The 16,554-nt window shown below is 64.7% G+C and carries 13 protein-coding genes and 1 pseudogene; 3 read left to right on the top strand and 11 right to left on the bottom strand.

Annotated elements, in window-relative coordinates; all coding sequences use genetic code 11:
- The first annotated feature begins 175 nt into the window (after nt 1-175).
- Nucleotides 176-2,143, top strand: coding sequence for a methyl-accepting chemotaxis protein (locus XH88_RS33695; protein ID WP_271672509.1), 1,968 nt, complete (start codon nt 176-178; stop codon nt 2,141-2,143).
- Between the two features lie 5 nt (nt 2,144-2,148).
- On the opposite strand, the gene XH88_RS33690 is transcribed toward XH88_RS33695, so the two are convergent.
- A complete protein-coding gene (locus XH88_RS33690) occupies nt 2,149-2,811 on the bottom strand; it encodes a TetR/AcrR family transcriptional regulator (RefSeq protein ID WP_271672508.1) in 663 nt (220 codons plus the stop codon).
- 115 nt (nt 2,812-2,926) lie between these two features.
- Here XH88_RS33690 and XH88_RS33685 point away from each other — a divergent pair, with 115 nt between their 5' ends.
- Nucleotides 2,927-3,571, top strand: a complete 645-nt coding sequence (locus XH88_RS33685) for a glutathione binding-like protein (RefSeq protein WP_271672507.1) — start codon at nt 2,927-2,929, stop codon at nt 3,569-3,571.
- A gap of 51 nt (nt 3,572-3,622) precedes the next feature.
- Here XH88_RS33685 and XH88_RS33680 read toward each other — a convergent pair whose 3' ends face one another.
- The 8 genes from XH88_RS33680 to XH88_RS33645 form a co-directional block, all read right to left on the bottom strand.
- Nucleotides 3,623-4,927 (bottom strand): TRAP transporter large permease, encoded by a 1,305-nt coding sequence (locus XH88_RS33680; RefSeq protein ID WP_271672506.1) that lies wholly within the window; start codon nt 4,925-4,927, stop codon nt 3,623-3,625.
- 28 nt (nt 4,928-4,955) lie between these two features.
- Entirely contained in the window at nt 4,956-5,549 is a 594-nt protein-coding gene (locus tag XH88_RS33675; protein WP_271672505.1) for a TRAP transporter small permease subunit, read from the bottom strand.
- Nucleotides 5,550-5,559: 10 nt separating this feature from the next.
- A complete protein-coding gene (locus XH88_RS33670; RefSeq protein ID WP_271672504.1) occupies nt 5,560-6,561 on the bottom strand; it encodes a TRAP transporter substrate-binding protein in 1,002 nt (333 codons plus the stop codon).
- Between the two features lie 33 nt (nt 6,562-6,594).
- Complete coding sequence (locus tag XH88_RS33665) at nt 6,595-8,253, bottom strand: hydantoinase B/oxoprolinase family protein (protein ID WP_271672503.1); 1,659 nt, start codon at nt 8,251-8,253, stop codon at nt 6,595-6,597.
- A gap of 2 nt (nt 8,254-8,255) precedes the next feature.
- Complete coding sequence (locus XH88_RS33660) at nt 8,256-10,340, bottom strand: hydantoinase/oxoprolinase family protein (RefSeq protein WP_271672502.1); 2,085 nt, start codon at nt 10,338-10,340, stop codon at nt 8,256-8,258.
- A 141-nt stretch (nt 10,341-10,481) separates the two neighbouring features.
- A complete protein-coding gene (locus XH88_RS33655) occupies nt 10,482-11,288 on the bottom strand; it encodes an NAD-dependent protein deacetylase (protein WP_271672501.1) in 807 nt (268 codons plus the stop codon).
- A 73-nt stretch (nt 11,289-11,361) separates the two neighbouring features.
- The gene (locus tag XH88_RS33650) at nt 11,362-12,198 is read right to left on the bottom strand and encodes an SDR family oxidoreductase (protein ID WP_271672500.1); all 837 of its coding nucleotides are present in this window, start codon (nt 12,196-12,198) and stop codon (nt 11,362-11,364) included.
- 72 nt (nt 12,199-12,270) lie between these two features.
- On the bottom strand, nt 12,271-13,590 hold the full coding sequence (locus XH88_RS33645) for a solute carrier family 23 protein (RefSeq protein WP_271672499.1): 1,320 nt from the start codon (nt 13,588-13,590) through the stop codon (nt 12,271-12,273).
- Nucleotides 13,591-13,710: 120 nt separating this feature from the next.
- Here XH88_RS33645 and XH88_RS33640 point away from each other — a divergent pair.
- Nucleotides 13,711-14,105 (top strand): annotated as a pseudogene (locus tag XH88_RS33640) (cation:dicarboxylate symporter family transporter); the annotation flags it as partial.
- Nucleotides 14,106-14,367: 262 nt separating this feature from the next.
- Here the strand turns inward: XH88_RS33640 and XH88_RS33635 are convergent.
- Both XH88_RS33635 and XH88_RS33630 read right to left on the bottom strand, forming a co-directional pair.
- A complete protein-coding gene (locus XH88_RS33635) occupies nt 14,368-15,108 on the bottom strand; it encodes an SDR family oxidoreductase (protein ID WP_271672498.1) in 741 nt (246 codons plus the stop codon).
- 192 nt (nt 15,109-15,300) lie between these two features.
- A complete protein-coding gene (locus XH88_RS33630) occupies nt 15,301-16,548 on the bottom strand; it encodes a metal-dependent hydrolase family protein (protein ID WP_271672497.1) in 1,248 nt (415 codons plus the stop codon).
- Nucleotides 16,549-16,554 lie beyond the last annotated feature (6 nt).

Here is a 16,554-nt window from a genome sequence, read left to right as displayed (position 1 = left end):
CTAGCTCTACCCAACCTGATGTCGTCCTGCCGAAAGCCAGGACCTTGGAGTTTTTTGGTTTCCTCCGTTCGTCTCAACCCCCGCACAACTCCCGCTACGCCGGTATCCCGTTCACCCTCTTTTAGCGAGAAGTTGATAAGCGTTGTTAATCAACGCTCATCGGAACGAGGCGGACATGCGGACGAGCTTTGGCCTCAGGATGCGGATCACGGTTGCGCTGGCCGTGACGGCGGCGGCAACCGCGCTGATCGCCGTGCTCGGCGCCATGTGGATCATTGCGGGGATCATCGACCGCGCCGACCAGCGGGAACTGCGCAGTCATTATGATGCGTTGCTGTCGCGAATCGCCGAAGAGTCCCACCGCGCCGCCGCCATGAGCACGGTCGTCGCCGCGATGCCGGCGACGCAGGAAGCGATGGCGAACCAAGACCGCGAGGCCCTGGTGCGCCTGTTCGGACCGGTGTTTGCCGCCACCAAATCGGAATACGGCGTCGAACAGTTCCAGTTCCATACGCCGCCAGCGACGTCTTTCCTGCGCGTCCACCAGCCGGCGAAGTTCGGCGACGACCTCTCGAGCTTCCGCAAGACGGTCGTCGAGGCCAATCAGGAGCGCAAAGTCGTCGTCGGCCTCGAGGGCGGCGTTGCCGGACTTGGCATCCGCGGCGTGGTGCCGATCGCGCAAGCAGGCAAGCATCTCGGCTCGGTGGAATTCGGCCTGACCTTCGGTCAGTCCTTCCTCGACGATTTCAAGCTCAACCGCCACGTCGATATCGCCTTTCATCTCGCCGACAGTTCGGGCTTCAAGCTGTTCGGCGGCACGTTGAAGGGCAAGAGCTTCTTCGAGGCCGCCGACTACGGCCGTGCCACCGGCGGTGAGTTCACGGTGCGCCAGGGCAAGCTCGACACCACACCGGTCGCCGCACTGCTCGGACCGATCAAGGACTTTTCCGGAAAGCCGCTCGGCGCGGTCGAACTGGTGATGGACAATGCGGAGTATGTGGCTTCGGCCGACCGCGCCTGGATGCTCGCAATCGGCATCGCCGCCCTCGGGCTGATCCTCGCCGCCGTCGTCGGCTATCTCATCGCCCGGAGCATCTCGCGTCCGATCCTGTCGATCACATCAGTGATGCGCGAGCTTGCCGACGGCCGGCTCGACGTCGCCGTTCCCGAAAGCAAGACGAATGACGAGGTCGGCGCGATGGTGAAGGCGGTCGGGGTGTTCCGCGACAACGCCGTCAACTTCAGCAAGCTCCAGGCCGATCAGCTCGAGGCCAAGGTGCAATCCGAGGCCGAGAAACGCCGTGCCTTTGCCGCGCTCGCCGACAATTTCGAGGCATCCATCCGCGACGTCGTCACGACGGTGTCTTCGGCTGCGGTCGAGATGGAGCACACCGCGCGCTCGATGTCCGCCATCGTCGAGCAGTCGCGACAGCAGACCCGCACGGTGTCGTCGGCCTCGGCCCTCGCCTCGGAGAACGTGCAGACCGTCGCGGCCGCGGCGGAGGAATTGTCCTCGTCGATGAGCGAGATCAGCCGTCGCCTCGCGCATGCGACCGAAGTGGTCGGCAGGGCCGCAAGCGACGGCCAGGCGTCGAATGCGCGCGTCCAGAGCCTCGCAGATGCCGCGCAAAAGATCGGCGACGTTGTCTCCTTCATCAACGGCATCGCCGGCCAGACCAATCTGCTGGCGTTGAATGCGACGATCGAGGCCGCGCGCGCGGGCGAGGCCGGCCGCGGTTTCGCGGTGGTCGCCTCCGAGGTCAAGGCGCTGGCGACCCAGACCGCGAAGGCGACCGAGGAGATCAGCGCGCAGGTGACGGCCGTTCAAGGTGAGACATCGGGTGCGGTGAATGGCATCCAGTCGATCTGCGCGACGATCCGAGAAGTCGACGAAATCTCCGCCGCGATCGCCGCCGCCGTCGGCCAGCAGGGCACGGCGACGCAGGAGATCGCACAGAACGTCCAGCAGGCCGCGGCGCGCACCGGCGAGGTCTCGCAGAACATCGCAGGGGTCACCGACGGCATCGCGGCGACGGGCACGGCCGCGGAAGAGGTGCTGGTTTCGGCGATCGAGCTCTCAAAGCAGTCGCAGCGCCTGCGCGACGAGGTGGATCGTTTCCTCGCGCACATCCGTGCGGCGTAGGTCGGCTAAGGCTTGGCCCCCACCATCACATCGATCGCGCCCTTGACGATCGCTTCCAGGTCCTTGCGCGGCACGCGGGCGCGGGAGCGGATGGCGACGGTGTGCACCGTCGCAGATGCGATCTGCGCCAACGCGGTCGGATCCGCGCTCTCGGGCAATTCGCCCTTCTCCTTGGCGCGGCGGAAGCAATTGGCAAAAGCCTTGTCCAGTTCGGTGAGACCGTCGAGCACCATGGCGCGGATCTCGGGATCGCCGACGGCTTCGGAGGCCGCGGTCACCACCGTGAAGCAGCCGCGCGGCCCTGTGTCGCCGGAGAGATAGATGTCGAGAGCCGAGGCGAAAATGCGATCGAGCCGCTGACGCAGCGGCATCTCCTCGCGGAAGATCGCCGTCATCGAAGCCCGCGCATCCTCGCGGTAACGCTCATAACTCTTGATATAGAGCTCGCGCTTGTCGCCGAAGGCGCCGTAGAGGCTCGGCCGATTCATGCCGGTCGCTTCACTGAGATCATCAAGCGAGGTCGCGGCGAACCCCTGCCGGCGGAACAGGTCAAGCGCCTTGCCCAGCGCGACATCAGGCTCATAGCCGCGCGGCCGGCCGCGGCGCTTGGGTTCGCTGCGGCGCTCGGGCTCATTGGCAGCAGCTGGCGGCTTCGATTTTTGTACCATTTCGCAAACTAATCCTTGACCCGCCCCATATTATGCAAGACAGTACAAAAATCAATCTGGCCAGGTTGAGCGACACTCCACGAGCCACACCAAGACATTGCCCAGGAGGCAACAGATGGATCTTTATTTCTCGCCGCTCGCCTGCTCCATGGCGACCCGCGTCGCGCTCTATGAAGCCGGTGCCGAAGCGAATTATCTCGAAGTCGATCCGCCGACCAAGAAAGTGCTCAACGATGGCTCCGACTTCCGCACCGTGAACCCGATCGGCCTGGTGCCGACGCTGCGCACCGACGAGGGCGTGGTGCTGACCGAGAACGCCGCGATCCTGCAATATGTCGCCGATCGCTTTCCGCAATCCGGCCTCGGCGCCGCGGCGGGCATCGAGCGCACACGGCTGCATCAATGGCTCTGCTTCATCGGCACCGAGCTGCACAAGGGCCTGTTCGTCCCTGTGCTCGACCGCAAGGCGCCGCAGGAAGCCAAGGCCTATGTGCTGGAGAAGAACCTGTCGAGGCTCGACTATCTCGACAATTACCTGAAGGGACGCGAGTTCCTGCTCGATCACTTCAGCGTCGCCGATGCCTATCTCGTCACGGTCATCAACTGGACGATGGCGACGCCTCCGATCGAGCTTGCCAAATGGCCGAACGTGAAGGCCTATTACGAGCGCCTGCGCCAGCGGCCGTCGATCGCGAAGGCGATCGCGGAGGAGTTCGAGCTGTACAAGGCCGAGCAGGCGCGCAAGAAGGCGGCGGCGTAAACGACCGGATCAAGAACGTCGCTCCGGTCTCAGGGCCGGGGCGGCCTACATCTAACCGTATAGCAGCCGCGGCAGGATCGTGACGATCCCCGGCCATAACGTCAGCAACAGCACGAAGCCGACCATGATCATCAGATAGGGCATCGTCACGCGCGCGATATAACCGAGGCCATCCTCGGTCAGGCCCTGAATCACGAACAGGTTGAAGCCGACCGGCGGGGTGATCTGTGCCATCTCGACGGCGAGCACAAGGAAGATACCGAACCAGATCTCGTCGAAGCCGGCCCCCTTCACGATCGGCAGCACGATCGGCAGCGTCATCACGATCATCGAGAAGCCGTCGAGAAAGCAGCCGAGGACCAGATAAAAGATGACCAGCACGACGATCAGCATGAAAGGCGAGAGGCCGAGCCCCTTCACGAAGGCGGCGACCGCCTGAGGGATGCCGAGGAAAGCTGCCGCATTGCCGAGGATCGAGGCGCCGAGCACGATGAGCGCGATCATCGAGCAGGTCACGACCGAGCCGATCAGCACGTCGCGCATCACCTGTTGCGACATCGAGCCCTGTGCCCAGGCGACCAGCCCGGCGCCGAGCACGCCGACGGCGGCGGCCTCCGACGGCGTCGCGAGCCCGCCGTACATCGAGCCGAGCACGCAGGCGATCAGGAACAGCGCCGGCGCGAGATCCCTCAGCGCGGCAAAGCGTTCACCCCACGGCACTTGCGAGAGCTTGGCCTCAGTCTCCGGCACCATGCTGCCGTTGATTGCCGTGTGCAGCATCACCCAGCCCATGAAGGTCGCAGCCAGCAACAGACCAGGCAACACACCCGCCGTGAAGAGCTTGAGAATGGAAACGTCGCCCAGCACGCCGTAGATGATCATGATGTTGGACGGGGGAATCAGGAAACCGAGCGTGCCGGCGCCGGCGAGCGAGCCGATCGCGATGTCGCGCGAATAGCCGCGGCGCAAGAGCTCATTGAGCGACATGCGGCCGATCACTTGCGTGGTCGCCGCCGACGAGCCGGAGATCGCCGCGAAGATGGTGCAGCCGACCACGTTCACATGCAGCAGGCGGCCGGGCAGCAGGCCGGCCCAGGGCGCGAGCCCCTGAAACAGCGAGCGCGACAGTCGGGTGCGAAACAACAATTCGCCCATCAGGATGAACAGCGGCAGCGCCAGCAGCTCCTGCGTGGTCAGGATATTCCAGGCGTATTGCGGCAGCAGCTTGTCGAGCGGGATCGAGCGGAACATCGCGAGCAGCAGCGTCGCGGTGAGCGCCAGCGTCAGACCGATCCAGACGCCACACGCCAAGAGCGCAAACAGGATCGCGAACAGGGCGACGACTTCGATGGTCATGGAATTCGATATCCTGGCGCTGGCGCGATCATTCGACGGGGGAGGCCTTCATGCGATGATCCTCCAGTGGCAGGCCGAGCACGGCCTGGATCGCACGTGCCAGGAACTGCAGCGTGAGCAGCAGCATGCCGAAGGTGACGACGCTTTCCGGAAACCACAGCGGCGTATCGCTCGAGGTCGAGACCTGGCCGCGCACATAGGCGCCGTAGGCAAACTTTGCCATCGCCGAGGTGAGGAACGCCATGAAGGCAAAGCCGGCTGCAGCTGAAAGGATTTCCAGCACGCGTTGCACCGGCACTGGTGCGTTCTTCAGCAGCAGCACGACCCGGATGTGGCCGCCGACGCGCAAGGTCATCGCGGCTCCGAAAGTGAACGAGGCCGCCATCAGATAGGAAGAGTATTCCCAGGCGATCGAGATCGTCGGCGGGACGAACGACAGGAAATTCGAGAGGAAGCGGGTTGCGACCTCGCACAGCATCAGCAACGTCAAGCTCAGCAGACAACCGCCGCCGATCCAGCCGTCGAGGCGTCCAAGCCGATCGATCGCATCGAGCAGGATGCGCAGCGGCGCCGGCGCCGCCGCGTTGAGGCTCTGCGGAGCTTCGGGCGAGACGCTCACCACGGCTTCACCCTCAGCCGCGCTTCATTTCGGCGAGATAGGCCCGCACCGGCTTGTCGGCGGCCGGCACGCGCTTGAGGAACGCGTCGAGCTGCGGCGCGGTCTTGGCTCGAATGTCCGCCATCATCGCGTCCGAGACCGGCACCACCTCCATGCCGCCCTCCTTGAGGCGGTTGAGGCTGTCGACGTCGGCCTTGAGCGAGTTGGCCCAGAAGCCCGGCTCCATCCTGGCTGCGATACCCTCGATCAATTTCTGCTGATCGCTGCTCAAAGACTTCCAGGAATCGAGGTTGACCGTGAGCATCTGCGACGACCAGACGTGATTGGTCGGATAGATGTATTTAAGGAATTCCCAGAATTTTCCGTCGACGCCTGACACCGCCGACGTGGAGACGCCGGCGACAGCGCCGGACGCCAGCGCGGGGATCGTCTCGCCCCAGGGAATCATCACGGCCGCCATGCCGATCGCGTTCAGCATGTCGACGGCATTCTTGTCAGGCACGCGGATCTTGATGTTCTTCAATCCGTCGACGTCGGCGACCTTGACCTTGAGATGCAGATACTGCGTCGGCCACGGTACGATGTAGAGGATCTTCTGGTTATTGCGCGCGGCAACCTTCTCGTATTCCGGCCGCACATATTTGTGCAGCACCTTCAATTCGTCCATCGAGCCGCAGAGGAAGGGAATGCTCTCGACGCCCATGAAAGGCTCGTCGCCGACCTGCTGGATGTTGAGCACGTCGGCGAGCGGCACGAGGCCGTCACGCACCGCGCGGAGATGCTCGGGTCCCTTGAAGCCGAGCTGGCCGCCGGCCTTCACGGTGATGGCGACCGCGCCGCCGGTCTGCTTCTTCACCTCGTCCGCGAACGCCATCGCGTTCTGGGTGTGAAAATTGCCGTCGGGCCACACGGTCGACATGTCCCAGCTTACGGTCGAGGCCCGCGCGCGGGTCGAGATGTGGCCGGCGGCGAACAGCGTCGCTGCGCCGACAGTGAAGTTACGTCGCGAGATCATCGAGCCCCTCCGTTTGCCAGGCGCACTGAAGGGTCAGCGCGCGTACCCATAAACTGCAACTGCCTTGTCGGCGGACACGAGCCCGCTTTCGATATCGTCCTCGACCGCGGCGCGACCGCGTTCCGTGGGAGCACCGATGCCGGCGCCGCCCGGTGTCATCACCACCAGACGGTCGTCGGGCGGCACTTGTTGAAAGCCTTTGCCACGCAGTTTCTTGCCGGATTTCAGGCCGACATAGCCGGCCGCGCCGTCCTTGCCGCCATTGCGGCCGCGGGGCGGATGATCGATGCGGTCGAACGCGGCGAGAATGTCGAACGGCGCATCGACGCCGCTGCCGACCTCGATGATCTGGCCGAGGCCGCCGCGGGTGCGTCCCGCGCCGCCGGAATCGGGGCGCAGCTCCTTGCGCCAGAAGATCAGCGGCGTCTGCGTTTCCGCGATCTCGACCGGCGTGCCGCGGACCCCGCTGGGATAGGCAGTGGCCGACAGCCCGTCCTTCGCAAAGCGCGCGCCGGTGCCACCATTGCTTGTGACCGCCATCGAGAACCCGTAATTGCCACCGACGCCGCTGCGCGTCTGGCCACGGACGTTGAGATTCCACAAGCAAGAGGTGCCTTCCGCGGGCACGCGCTCGGGAATGATCTGGCGCAGACAACCGAACACGACGTCGGGCAGCATCTGGCCGATGATGTGGCGCGAGGCCACCGGCGCAGGCTTGGGCGCATTCAAGATCGCGCCTGAGGGCGCCGACACCGTCAGCGGCGACAGCGAGCCGGCATTGTTCGGGATCTGCGAGGCGACGACGCAGCCGAGACCGAACACCGTATAGGCCGTGGTGTAGGACAAGGGCACGTTGATGCCGAATTTCGAAGCGGCGGAGGTGCCGTCGAAATCGACATGGATACCTTGATCCGAGATCGTCAGCGTCGCGGCCAGCGTCACCGGCGTGTCATAGCCGTCGACCACCATTGTGTTATGCCAGCTCCCCTTCGGCAGTTTGGCGATCTCGGCCAGCACGGCCTCGCGCGAACGGTCGCAGATATAGTCGCCGAGTTCGTCGAGCGTATCGATGCCGAACTCGGTCATCATCTCGACCAGGCGCTCGCAGCCGACGTCGTTGCAGCCGGCGAGCGAATAGGTGTCGCCCTCGGTGTCGATAGGCAGCCGCGTGTTGGTGCGGATCATCGCCATCAGCGTCTCGTTGACGACGCCCTGGTCGATCAGCTTCAGCATGGGGATGTAGAGGCCCTCCATGAACACGTCGGTGGCGTCAGGCCCGAAGCCGATGCCGCCGATATCCATGAGATGGCTGGTGCAGGAGAATAGCGCGACGATCTTGCCGTCCTTGAAGCAGGGCGTGGTGACGACGAAGTCGTTGAGATGGCCGGTGCCCATCCAGGGATCGTTGGTGATGAAGGCATCGCCTTCCTTCATCGTCTCCAACGGGAAATGGTTGATGAAATGCTTGACCGATTCCGCCATCGAGTTGACGTGACCGGGCGTGCCGGTCACCGCCTGCGCCAGCATACGTCCCTTCAGGTCGAACACGCCGGCCGAGAGGTCGCCGCATTCGCGCACGATCGGACTGAAGGCGGTGCGGAGCAGCACCTGCGCCTGCTCCTCGACCACCGCGATCAACCGGTGCCACATGATCTGAAGATCGATCAGGCTCGCGCCGCTTGCCTTGCTCATGATCAGGCCGCCTTCCGTTCCATGACGATGCTGCCGGCACCGTCGATATGGGCGTCAAAACTGGTGGAGACGAAGGTCGAAGTCTCATCCTCCGCGATCACGGCGGGACCGGCAATGGTCGCGCCTGGCGCCATGTCCTCGCGGCGATAGAGCGGGATCTCGATGACCTTGCCCGCCCGGCCGTCGAAGAACTTTCGGCTGCCGGAGGCCTGGGCCGCCGGCTTGCGCGCGACGGCCGTCACCGCGGGCGGATTGCGGGCCTCGGTGGTTGCGAGCACCGACCAGCTCAGCACCTCGATCGCCGCGCCTGGGATCGGACGTTCGAACATCGCGGAGTAATCAGCCTCGAACTTGTGGCGAAGGCCTGCGAGATCGGACAAGGTCAGCGGGCGGTTCGGCAGCTCGACCGAGATCTCATGACCCTGGCCGACATAGCGCATGAAGGCGGCGCGCCGCTCGCTCACCGGCGCGCCGGCAGCGCCCGGCTCGACCAGCGCACGGGCCTCGGTCACCATGTCCTGCAAGAGGCCCGAGACCGCTTCGGTGTCGAAATCGTCGAGCCGGACGTGACGGCTGCGCACCAGCTCATAGGCGATGGGCGCTGCCAGGAATCCGACCGCCGAGCCGACGCCGGCATTCGACGGCACGATGACGCGGGAGACGCCGATCTTCTCGGCAACGCGCGCCGCGTGCAGCGGCGCCGCGCCACCGAAGGCAATCAGCGTGTGCTGGCCGACGATCTCGCCGCGCTCGACCGCATGCACGCGTGCCGCGCTCGCCATGTTCTCGCAGACGACCTCGTGCACCGCGTAAGCCGCGGTCTCGGCCGACAGGCCCAAGGGCTCGCCGACGTTCCGAAGCAGCGCCTGTTTCGAGAGCTCTGGATCGAGCTTGATCGTGCCACCCGCAAACGCGCCGGGATCGATCATGCCAAGCGCGACATCCGCATCCGTCACTGCTGGACGCTGGCCGCCGCGGCCGTAACAGGCAGGCCCCGGCTCAGAGGAGGCGCTCTCGGGGCCGACAGTGACCCGCTTCATCGCGTCAACATGCGCGATCGAACCGCCACCGGCGCCAATCTCGACCATCTCGATGACGGGGATGCGTACCGGCAGGCCCGAACCTTTGAGGAAGCGCGCGGCGCGATCGACCTCGAACACGCGCGAGGTCTCGGGCTGGTATTCCTCGATCAGGCAGATCTTTGCTGTGGTGCCGCCCATGTCGAAGGACAGCACCTTGCTCTCGCCAAGGCGCGCGGCGATCTGTGCCGAGAAGATCGCCCCGCCGGCGGGACCGGATTCGACGAGCCGCACCGGAAAGCGCCGCGCCGTCTCGATCGAGGTGACGCCGCCGCCGGATGTGACGAGATAGATGGCACCGCGGAACTGCTCGACCTGCAAGGCATCCGCCATGCGCGCGAGATAGCCGTCGATCAGCGGCTGGACATAGGCGTTGGCGACCGCGGTGGAAGTGCGTTCGTACTCGCGGATCTCCGGGCACACGGCTGACGACATGGTCACGGAGACGCCGGGCATTTCCTCGCCGATGATCGCGGCCGCGCGGCGCTCGTGTTCCGGGTTGGCGTAGGAGTGCAGGAAAGCAATCGCAACGCTCTCGACATCCAGCGCGCGCAATTTCGGCGCGAGTGCGCGCACCGCTGCTTCGTCGAGCGGGAGGCGGACGGCGCCATGTGCATCGACGCGCTCGGGCACGGTGAAGCGCAAGCTACGCGGCGCCAGCGGCTTCGGCTTGTCGATCGTGAGATCATACTGGTCGTAGCGGCTCTCGGTGCCGATATCGAGCACGTCGCGAAATCCGTCGGTCGCGATCAGCGCGGTCTTGGCGCCGCGGCGCTCGATGATGGCGTTGGTCGCGAGCGTGGTGCCGTGAATGAAGACGTCGATGTCGCTGATATGCGCGCGTGCGTCGGTGAGAATGAGACGCATGCCGTCAAGCACCGCCTGTTCGGGCCGCTGCGGCGTCGTCAGCACCTTGCGGGTTTTGCGCACCGCACCCACGTCCAGCACGATGTCGGTGAATGTGCCACCGATATCGACGGCAAGCCGTACCTCGGCTCCTTCAAGCATTCCAAAATTCTCCGGCTGATCGTCAAGTCCCACAGCGAAAACGCAGCAATTTCCATGCCATCGAGCATGCTGACAATGCTGTACCAAGCTATTCTGCTTGGCACCTATGCAATAGGCAAGACATGTTCGCCTGGAGCGAGATCAGAGCAGGAATGCAAGCGCGGCTTCGCAGCGCGCCTCGACCTTCAGCGTGAGGAGATCATCGGCGCGGGTGCGCCCGAGATTGACCGCGGCGATCGGAATATTGCGCTGCGCCGCGGCCTGCACAAAGCGGAAGCCGGAGTAGACCATCAGCGACGAGCCCACGATCAGCATGGCGCTGGCCCGCGACAGGTGGTCTTGCGCCGTAGCGACCACATTGCGGGGGACGTTCTCGCCGAAAAACACAACGTCAGGTTTGAGGATGCCGCCGCAGGCTTCGCAGGCAGGCACCTTGAACGAGGAGAACTCGGCGTGCTCCAGATCGGCATCGCCATCGGGCGCATCCGCAGCTTCGAGCGTCAGCCATTCGGGATTGGCACGGCCGAGCGCATTCTGGAATTCGCTCCGCGGCGTCTTGCCGCCGCAGCCCATGCAGCGCACCAGGTCGAGCCGCCCGTGCAGATCGATCACCCGCCGGTGACCCGCAGATTGATGCAACCGGTCGACGTTCTGCGTCAGCAGCATCTCGCAGCGGCCGTTGGCCTCGAGCTGGGCGAGTGCGTGATGCGCATCGTTCGGCTTCGCCTGACCAAACCGCTGCCAGCCGATCAGGCTGCGCGCCCAGTAGCGCTGGCGTGTAGGCTCTTCCGACATGAAGGCCTGGAAATCGACGGGCTGGGTCCGCTTCCAGTTGCCTTGGCTGTCGCGATAATCAGGGATGCCCGAATTGGTGCTGCAGCCGGCGCCGGTCAGCACGAACAGTTTTTCGTGCCGGCCGACGAAATCCTGAAGCGGAGAGCCTGTCATGGCGCATGATGTAGTCTGCGCCGCATGCTTTTACCAGAGCGCCCGGATACCCCGCTGCCGCAATCGGCGAGGCTCAGCTCGCCCAATTGTCGCGAAACTCCGGAAACAGCGTGAGGCCGCCGCAGGCATAGATGGTTTGCCCCGTGATGTAGCTGGCATCATCGGAAGCAAGAAATGCGAACACCGCGGCGATCTCTTCCGGTGTGCCGACGCGACCGAGCGGTATGTGGCTGGTGACGATTCCGCGCTTGTCCGCATCACCCGTCCACGCCGCGTTGATCGGAGTGTCGATCGCGCCGGGACCGACCGCATTGACGCGAATGCCGCGCCCGGCGAATTCGAGCGCCAGCGTGCGGGTCAGATTGGCCATGCCGCCCTTGCTGATGGAATAAGCCAGATAGCCTGGCTTCGGAATGATCTGGTGGACGCTGGAGCAGTTGATGATGCAGCCGGCCCCGCCGCGCGCGACGAAATGCGCGAGCGCCTTCTGCGCGCAGAGCACGGCGCCGTTGAGATTGACGTCGATGATGCGGCGATAGGTTTCGATGTCGAGTGCCTCGCTCGGCGATTCCCGCTGGAAACCGGCATTGTTGACGAGGCAATCGAGGCGCTTCCAGCGCGCCAGGATCGTCTCAAACATGGCGGCGACCTCCTGCTCGTTGCTGACGTCGGCCTTGACGATGACATGATCGAGCTTGCCGTGGCCGCGATCGCTCGACCCCGTCCTCGCCAGCGCAAGCGTCTCCTCCGCCGTGCCGGGATGATCGACGTAGTTGATGGCGACGGTCGCGCCTTCCTGGGCGAGCCTGACGGCAACGGCGCGGCCGATGCCCTGGGAGGCGCCGGTCACCAGCGCATAACGGCCGACGAGGCGTGATGGAAAGGCGGTCGGAAGATCGGTCTGTGGCATGAGGTTTCTCCGGATGCTTCATCATGGATGGAACCGATGTTTTGTTCCATCCCTCTGGCGCATCGCTGGGATTCACATCGCGCGACGCGCGATCGATGAGGTCAGGATCTGATACAGAATAATCGCGCCGAAGGTCGCGGTGCCGATCCCGCCGATCGTGAACGCGCCGAATTTGAGTGTGAGATCGCCCGCGCCCGCGGTCAGCGCCACCGCGACGGTGATCAGGTTGGCGGGATCAGCGAAGTCAACCTTGTTCTCGACCCAGATCCGGCCGGCCATCGCCGCGATCAATCCGAACAGGACGATCGAGAGCCCGCCGATGACAGGGCCTGGAATCGACAGGATCAGCGCGCCGAATTTCGGTGAGAAGCCGAGCAGGATCGACACCGTGGCGGCGAAGGCAAACAGCAGTGTGGAGTAGACCTTGGTCGCCGCCATGACGCCGATATTCTCAGCATAGGTGGTGACGCCGGTGCCGCCGCCGCAGGCGGCCACGATCGTCGCGAGGCTGTCGGCGAACAGGGCGCGGCCGAGATAGGCATCGAGGCTTCGGCCCGTCATGGCGCCGACTGCCTTGATGTGACCGAGATTCTCGGCGACGAGGATGACCGCAACCGGCGCGATCAGGACAATCGCATCGGCATGAAAGGTCGGCGTCGTGAAGTTCGGCAGGCCGAACCACGGCGCGGCCGCCAGTTGCGCGAAGTCGATCGGCTTGCCGAAGCCGAGACCGTTCGCAAACAGGAGGTACAAGAGATATCCGCCGATCGCCCCGAGAATGATCGGCAGCCGGCGCCACAGGCCGGGCGCGGCCACGGCGACAACGCCGATGATCAGAACGGTCGCGAGCCCGATCCAGGTGTCGAATCCGTTCGCGCTTACTGCCTTGACCGCAACGGGCGCGAGATTGAGCCCGATCGCGGCGACCACAGCGCCGGTGACGGCCGGCGACAGCAGCCGCTCGACCCAGCCGACGCCCGACCACATCACGATCAGCGCGATCACGCCATAGAGGACGCCGGCTGCGACAATGCCGCCGAGCGCAACTGATATGTTCGGGTTCGGCCCATGCCCGGCGTAGCCGGTGGCGGCGAGGACGACGGCGATGAAGGCGAAGCTCGAGCCGAGATAGCTCGGCACGCGCCCCGCGACGATGGCGAAGAAGATCAGCGTGCCGATACCGGAGAACAGGACCGCAACATTGGGATCGAACCCCATCAGCAACGGAGCGATGATCGTTGAGCCCGACATCGCGACGCAATGCTGGAGACCGGAGACGATGGTCTGGCCCCATGACAGCCGTTCCTCCGGCATGATCACGCCTGAGGTCTTGAGCTTCCAACGCGGAAAATAGCTCTGCGCCTGCTCGCCGGCGCCCGTTACGTTCGACATGTTCCCCCCATTGCGGTGCAGCGATTGATCTTCGTGCCAACAGACAAAATGTGATTGTTGCTTATGCGGCGATCATCACATGATGTCGAATACATGCAAGGGTGGCGACCTATGTCACACTATCTCACCAGCATCTTGTTCGTGCTGATCGTGCTTGGGGCGATCGCGCGGCTGGCGGGCTTCTCGATCCCGCGCTTCATCCTATTTCAAGGACGAGCTCCTGATCGTGCTCGGAACCTCGTCGTCAGAGACGGTGCTGCCGCAGATGATCCAGAAGAAGAAGCATCTCGGCGCCTCGCGCGGTCGTCGGTCTGGTCGTGCCGACCGGCTACAGCTTCAACCTAGACGGCACCAACACCTACATGACGCTGGCGACGCTGTTCCTGGCGCAGGCGACCAACACGCATCTCACCATCTGGCAGGAGCCCGGCATTCTGGGCATCGCCATGATCACATCGAAGGGCGCCTCGGGCGTCACCGGTGCCGGCTTCATCACGCTGGCCGCGACACTCTCGACCGCGAGGCGCTGCACGCGACCATGGCGCATCCGCTGGAGATCGGCGAAGCGCTGGAGCCCGGCGGCAGCGCCTAAAGCCAGAGCGTGCACAGGCGCAGCTCGGTTCCGATGCGGTAGTTTCCCGGAGTGGTCAATTGGTGCGGCACGCGTCACAACAACGGCGTTGGGATCACCGATTGATACTCATTCATTCCACCCGACGCGCTGGGGGCAGAGCGTCGGGTATTTGTAGAATTGTCACCATGGTCTGACGAGCGGGATCAAATGATCCCGCCATTGGCGCGCAGCACCTGTCCGTTGATCCAGCGACCGTCGGGACCTGCAAGGAACGCAACTGCGGCGGCGATGTCTTCGGGCTGACCGAGCCGTTCGAGCGGCGCGAGCTTGGCGAGCCGATCGACCAGCTCCCGCGACTTGCCATCCAGAAACAGCTTCGTTGCCGTCGGCCCGGGCGCCACCGCATTGACGGTGATGTTACGGCCGCGCAGCTCCTTGGCCAGCACATGCGTCAGCGCCTCGACCGCAGCCTTCGTGGCGGCATAGATGCCGTAAGTCGGAGACAGGATGCCGGACTGGCTCGACGACAGATTGACGATGCGACCACCGTTGCGCAGCCGCCGCGCCGCCTCGCGCAACGTGTTGAAGGTGCCTTTCAGATTGACGGCGATCTGGCTGTCGAATGCAGCGTCGTCTGCGTCCGCAATCGCGGCGAGCCGCATGACCCCGGCATTGTTGACAAGCACGTCGACGCCACCGAACGCGCTCTCCGCCGCGTCAAATATGCGGGCAACTGCGGCTGCGTCGCTGACATCGGCCTGCGCCGTGATGGTCCGGCCACCGGCCTGCACGATCTTTCCGGCGAGCGCCTCTGCCTCGGCGGCGCTGCCGGCATAGTTGAGGACGACGGCAAAGCCGTCGCCGGCGAGCCGTTCGGTGATCGCCGCGCCAATGCCGCGCGAGGCCCCGGTGACGATGGCGACTTTCTTGGGTGCGTTGGACATTTGCCCTCTCCATGATTTCCGGCCGCTGCTCGCGGCTGACACGGTGGGATTTGCGCCTTTTCCGGCGGGAGATCATCTGCCGACGCCCGGCATCATTGCTCGATCAGACCGAACAATCAGTCGAGCCGTCTGCACGCGCGGCTCTGAATGCTTTCCGGGGCTGTATCTTCGTCCGGTCTTCGTCGGCGGCCGCTATGCCATCAGCCTGTCGAACTGAACCTTGCCCGCCTTCATCACCAGGGGAATATGCTCGCCCTGGCCGAGCAGACACGTGACGTCGCGCAACGGGTTGCCATCGACCACGAGCAGATCCGCAAGAGCGTCGGGCACGATCCGGCCGAGCTTGCCCTCCATGCCGAGCACCTCGGCCCCGACCAATGTCGCGCTGGCAATGACTTCGCGGGCGCCCAGAATTTCGGCCCGGATGCGGAATTCGTCGCTCTGGAGGCGTTGCGATGGCCCAAGCAGGTCGCTGCCATAACCCATCTTCACCCCGGCCTTGCGATAGATCTCGAGCGATCGCAGGCCGGCATCGCGAACGTCGGCGATCTTGGCGACGCTCTCCGGCGGCAGGCCGAACTGCGCCCCTTCGTTGGCGAGCGCTTCATAGGTGATCAGCGTCGGCACCACATAGGCGCCCTTCTCCGCCATCAGCCGCGCGGTCGGCTCGTCGATGAGGTTGCCGTGCTCGATGGTGCGGACGCCGCAGCGAACTGCGCGCGCGATCGCCGCAGCGGTATAGGCATGAGCGAGCACATAGGTCTGCCGGCCGCTCGCTTCCCCGACGATGGCGCGGATCTCGTCCTCGGAGTAGCCGAAGGCGCCGACCGGATCGGTCGGCGAGGCCACGCCGCCCGAGGCCATGATCTTGATCTGATCGGCGCCCATCTGGAGCTCTTCGCGCACCGCCTTGCGTACGCCGTCGACACCGTCGGCAACACGCGCCAGCGCACCGACACGCACGCAGCAAGGACAGACCGTGTCGCTGGCGAGGTAGTCCGAGCGCGCCCGCATGTCACCGTGGCCGCCGGTCTGGCTGAGGGCACGGCCGGACACGAACAGCCGCGGACCGTCGGTCAGGCCGGCCTCGATCGCCTGCTTCATCGCATGGCCGGCGCCGCCGGCATCGCGAACAGTCGTGAAGCCTCGGCGCAGCATGCCCCGTAACAGCAATGTCGAGCGCAGCGTCACCAGCACGTTGGGAATGTGCACTTGCTGCGCCAGGTTGAGCTCGATCGCGATGGTGTGCACGTGAAGATCGATCAGGCCGGGCATCAGCGTCTTGCCCTTCAGGTCGATGGTGCGATCCGCAGTCACTTTGATGGGCCGGTCGGAGACCTCCTTGATCATGGTGCCCTCGACCACCACGTCATGGCCGGTCAGCAATTCCGGCTGCAACGGGTCGAGCAGAGCGGCATTCTGGAAAAGGATGCTGGGCATGGTGGT

Origin of the sequence: Bradyrhizobium sp. CCBAU 51627 (assembly GCF_028128765.1) — a bacterium.
Classification (GTDB): domain Bacteria; phylum Pseudomonadota; class Alphaproteobacteria; order Rhizobiales; family Xanthobacteraceae; genus Bradyrhizobium.
The sequence above is the reverse complement of the archived record's forward strand: the minus strand, read 5'-3'. Positions and strand labels throughout refer to the sequence as shown.

Excerpts from the sequence above, each read along its gene's own strand:
- XH88_RS33660 (WP_271672502.1), bottom strand. The coding sequence starts at position 10,340 with ATGCTTGAAGGAGCCGAGGTACGGCTTGCCGTCGATATCGGTGGCACA.
- XH88_RS33645 (WP_271672499.1), bottom strand. The coding sequence starts at position 13,590 with ATGTCGAACGTAACGGGCGCCGGCGAGCAGGCGCAGAGCTATTTTCCG.
- XH88_RS33655 (WP_271672501.1), bottom strand. The coding sequence starts at position 11,288 with ATGACAGGCTCTCCGCTTCAGGATTTCGTCGGCCGGCACGAAAAACTG.
- XH88_RS33665 (WP_271672503.1), bottom strand. The coding sequence starts at position 8,253 with ATGAGCAAGGCAAGCGGCGCGAGCCTGATCGATCTTCAGATCATGTGG.
- XH88_RS33690 (WP_271672508.1), bottom strand. The coding sequence starts at position 2,811 with ATGGTACAAAAATCGAAGCCGCCAGCTGCTGCCAATGAGCCCGAGCGC.
- XH88_RS33685 (WP_271672507.1), top strand. The coding sequence starts at position 2,927 with ATGGATCTTTATTTCTCGCCGCTCGCCTGCTCCATGGCGACCCGCGTC.
- XH88_RS33630 (WP_271672497.1), bottom strand. The coding sequence starts at position 16,548 with ATGCCCAGCATCCTTTTCCAGAATGCCGCTCTGCTCGACCCGTTGCAG.
- XH88_RS33680 (WP_271672506.1), bottom strand. The coding sequence starts at position 4,927 with ATGACCATCGAAGTCGTCGCCCTGTTCGCGATCCTGTTTGCGCTCTTG.
- XH88_RS33635 (WP_271672498.1), bottom strand. The coding sequence starts at position 15,108 with ATGTCCAACGCACCCAAGAAAGTCGCCATCGTCACCGGGGCCTCGCGC.
- XH88_RS33650 (WP_271672500.1), bottom strand. The coding sequence starts at position 12,198 with ATGCCACAGACCGATCTTCCGACCGCCTTTCCATCACGCCTCGTCGGC.
- XH88_RS33695 (WP_271672509.1), top strand. The coding sequence starts at position 176 with ATGCGGACGAGCTTTGGCCTCAGGATGCGGATCACGGTTGCGCTGGCC.
- XH88_RS33670 (WP_271672504.1), bottom strand. The coding sequence starts at position 6,561 with ATGATCTCGCGACGTAACTTCACTGTCGGCGCAGCGACGCTGTTCGCC.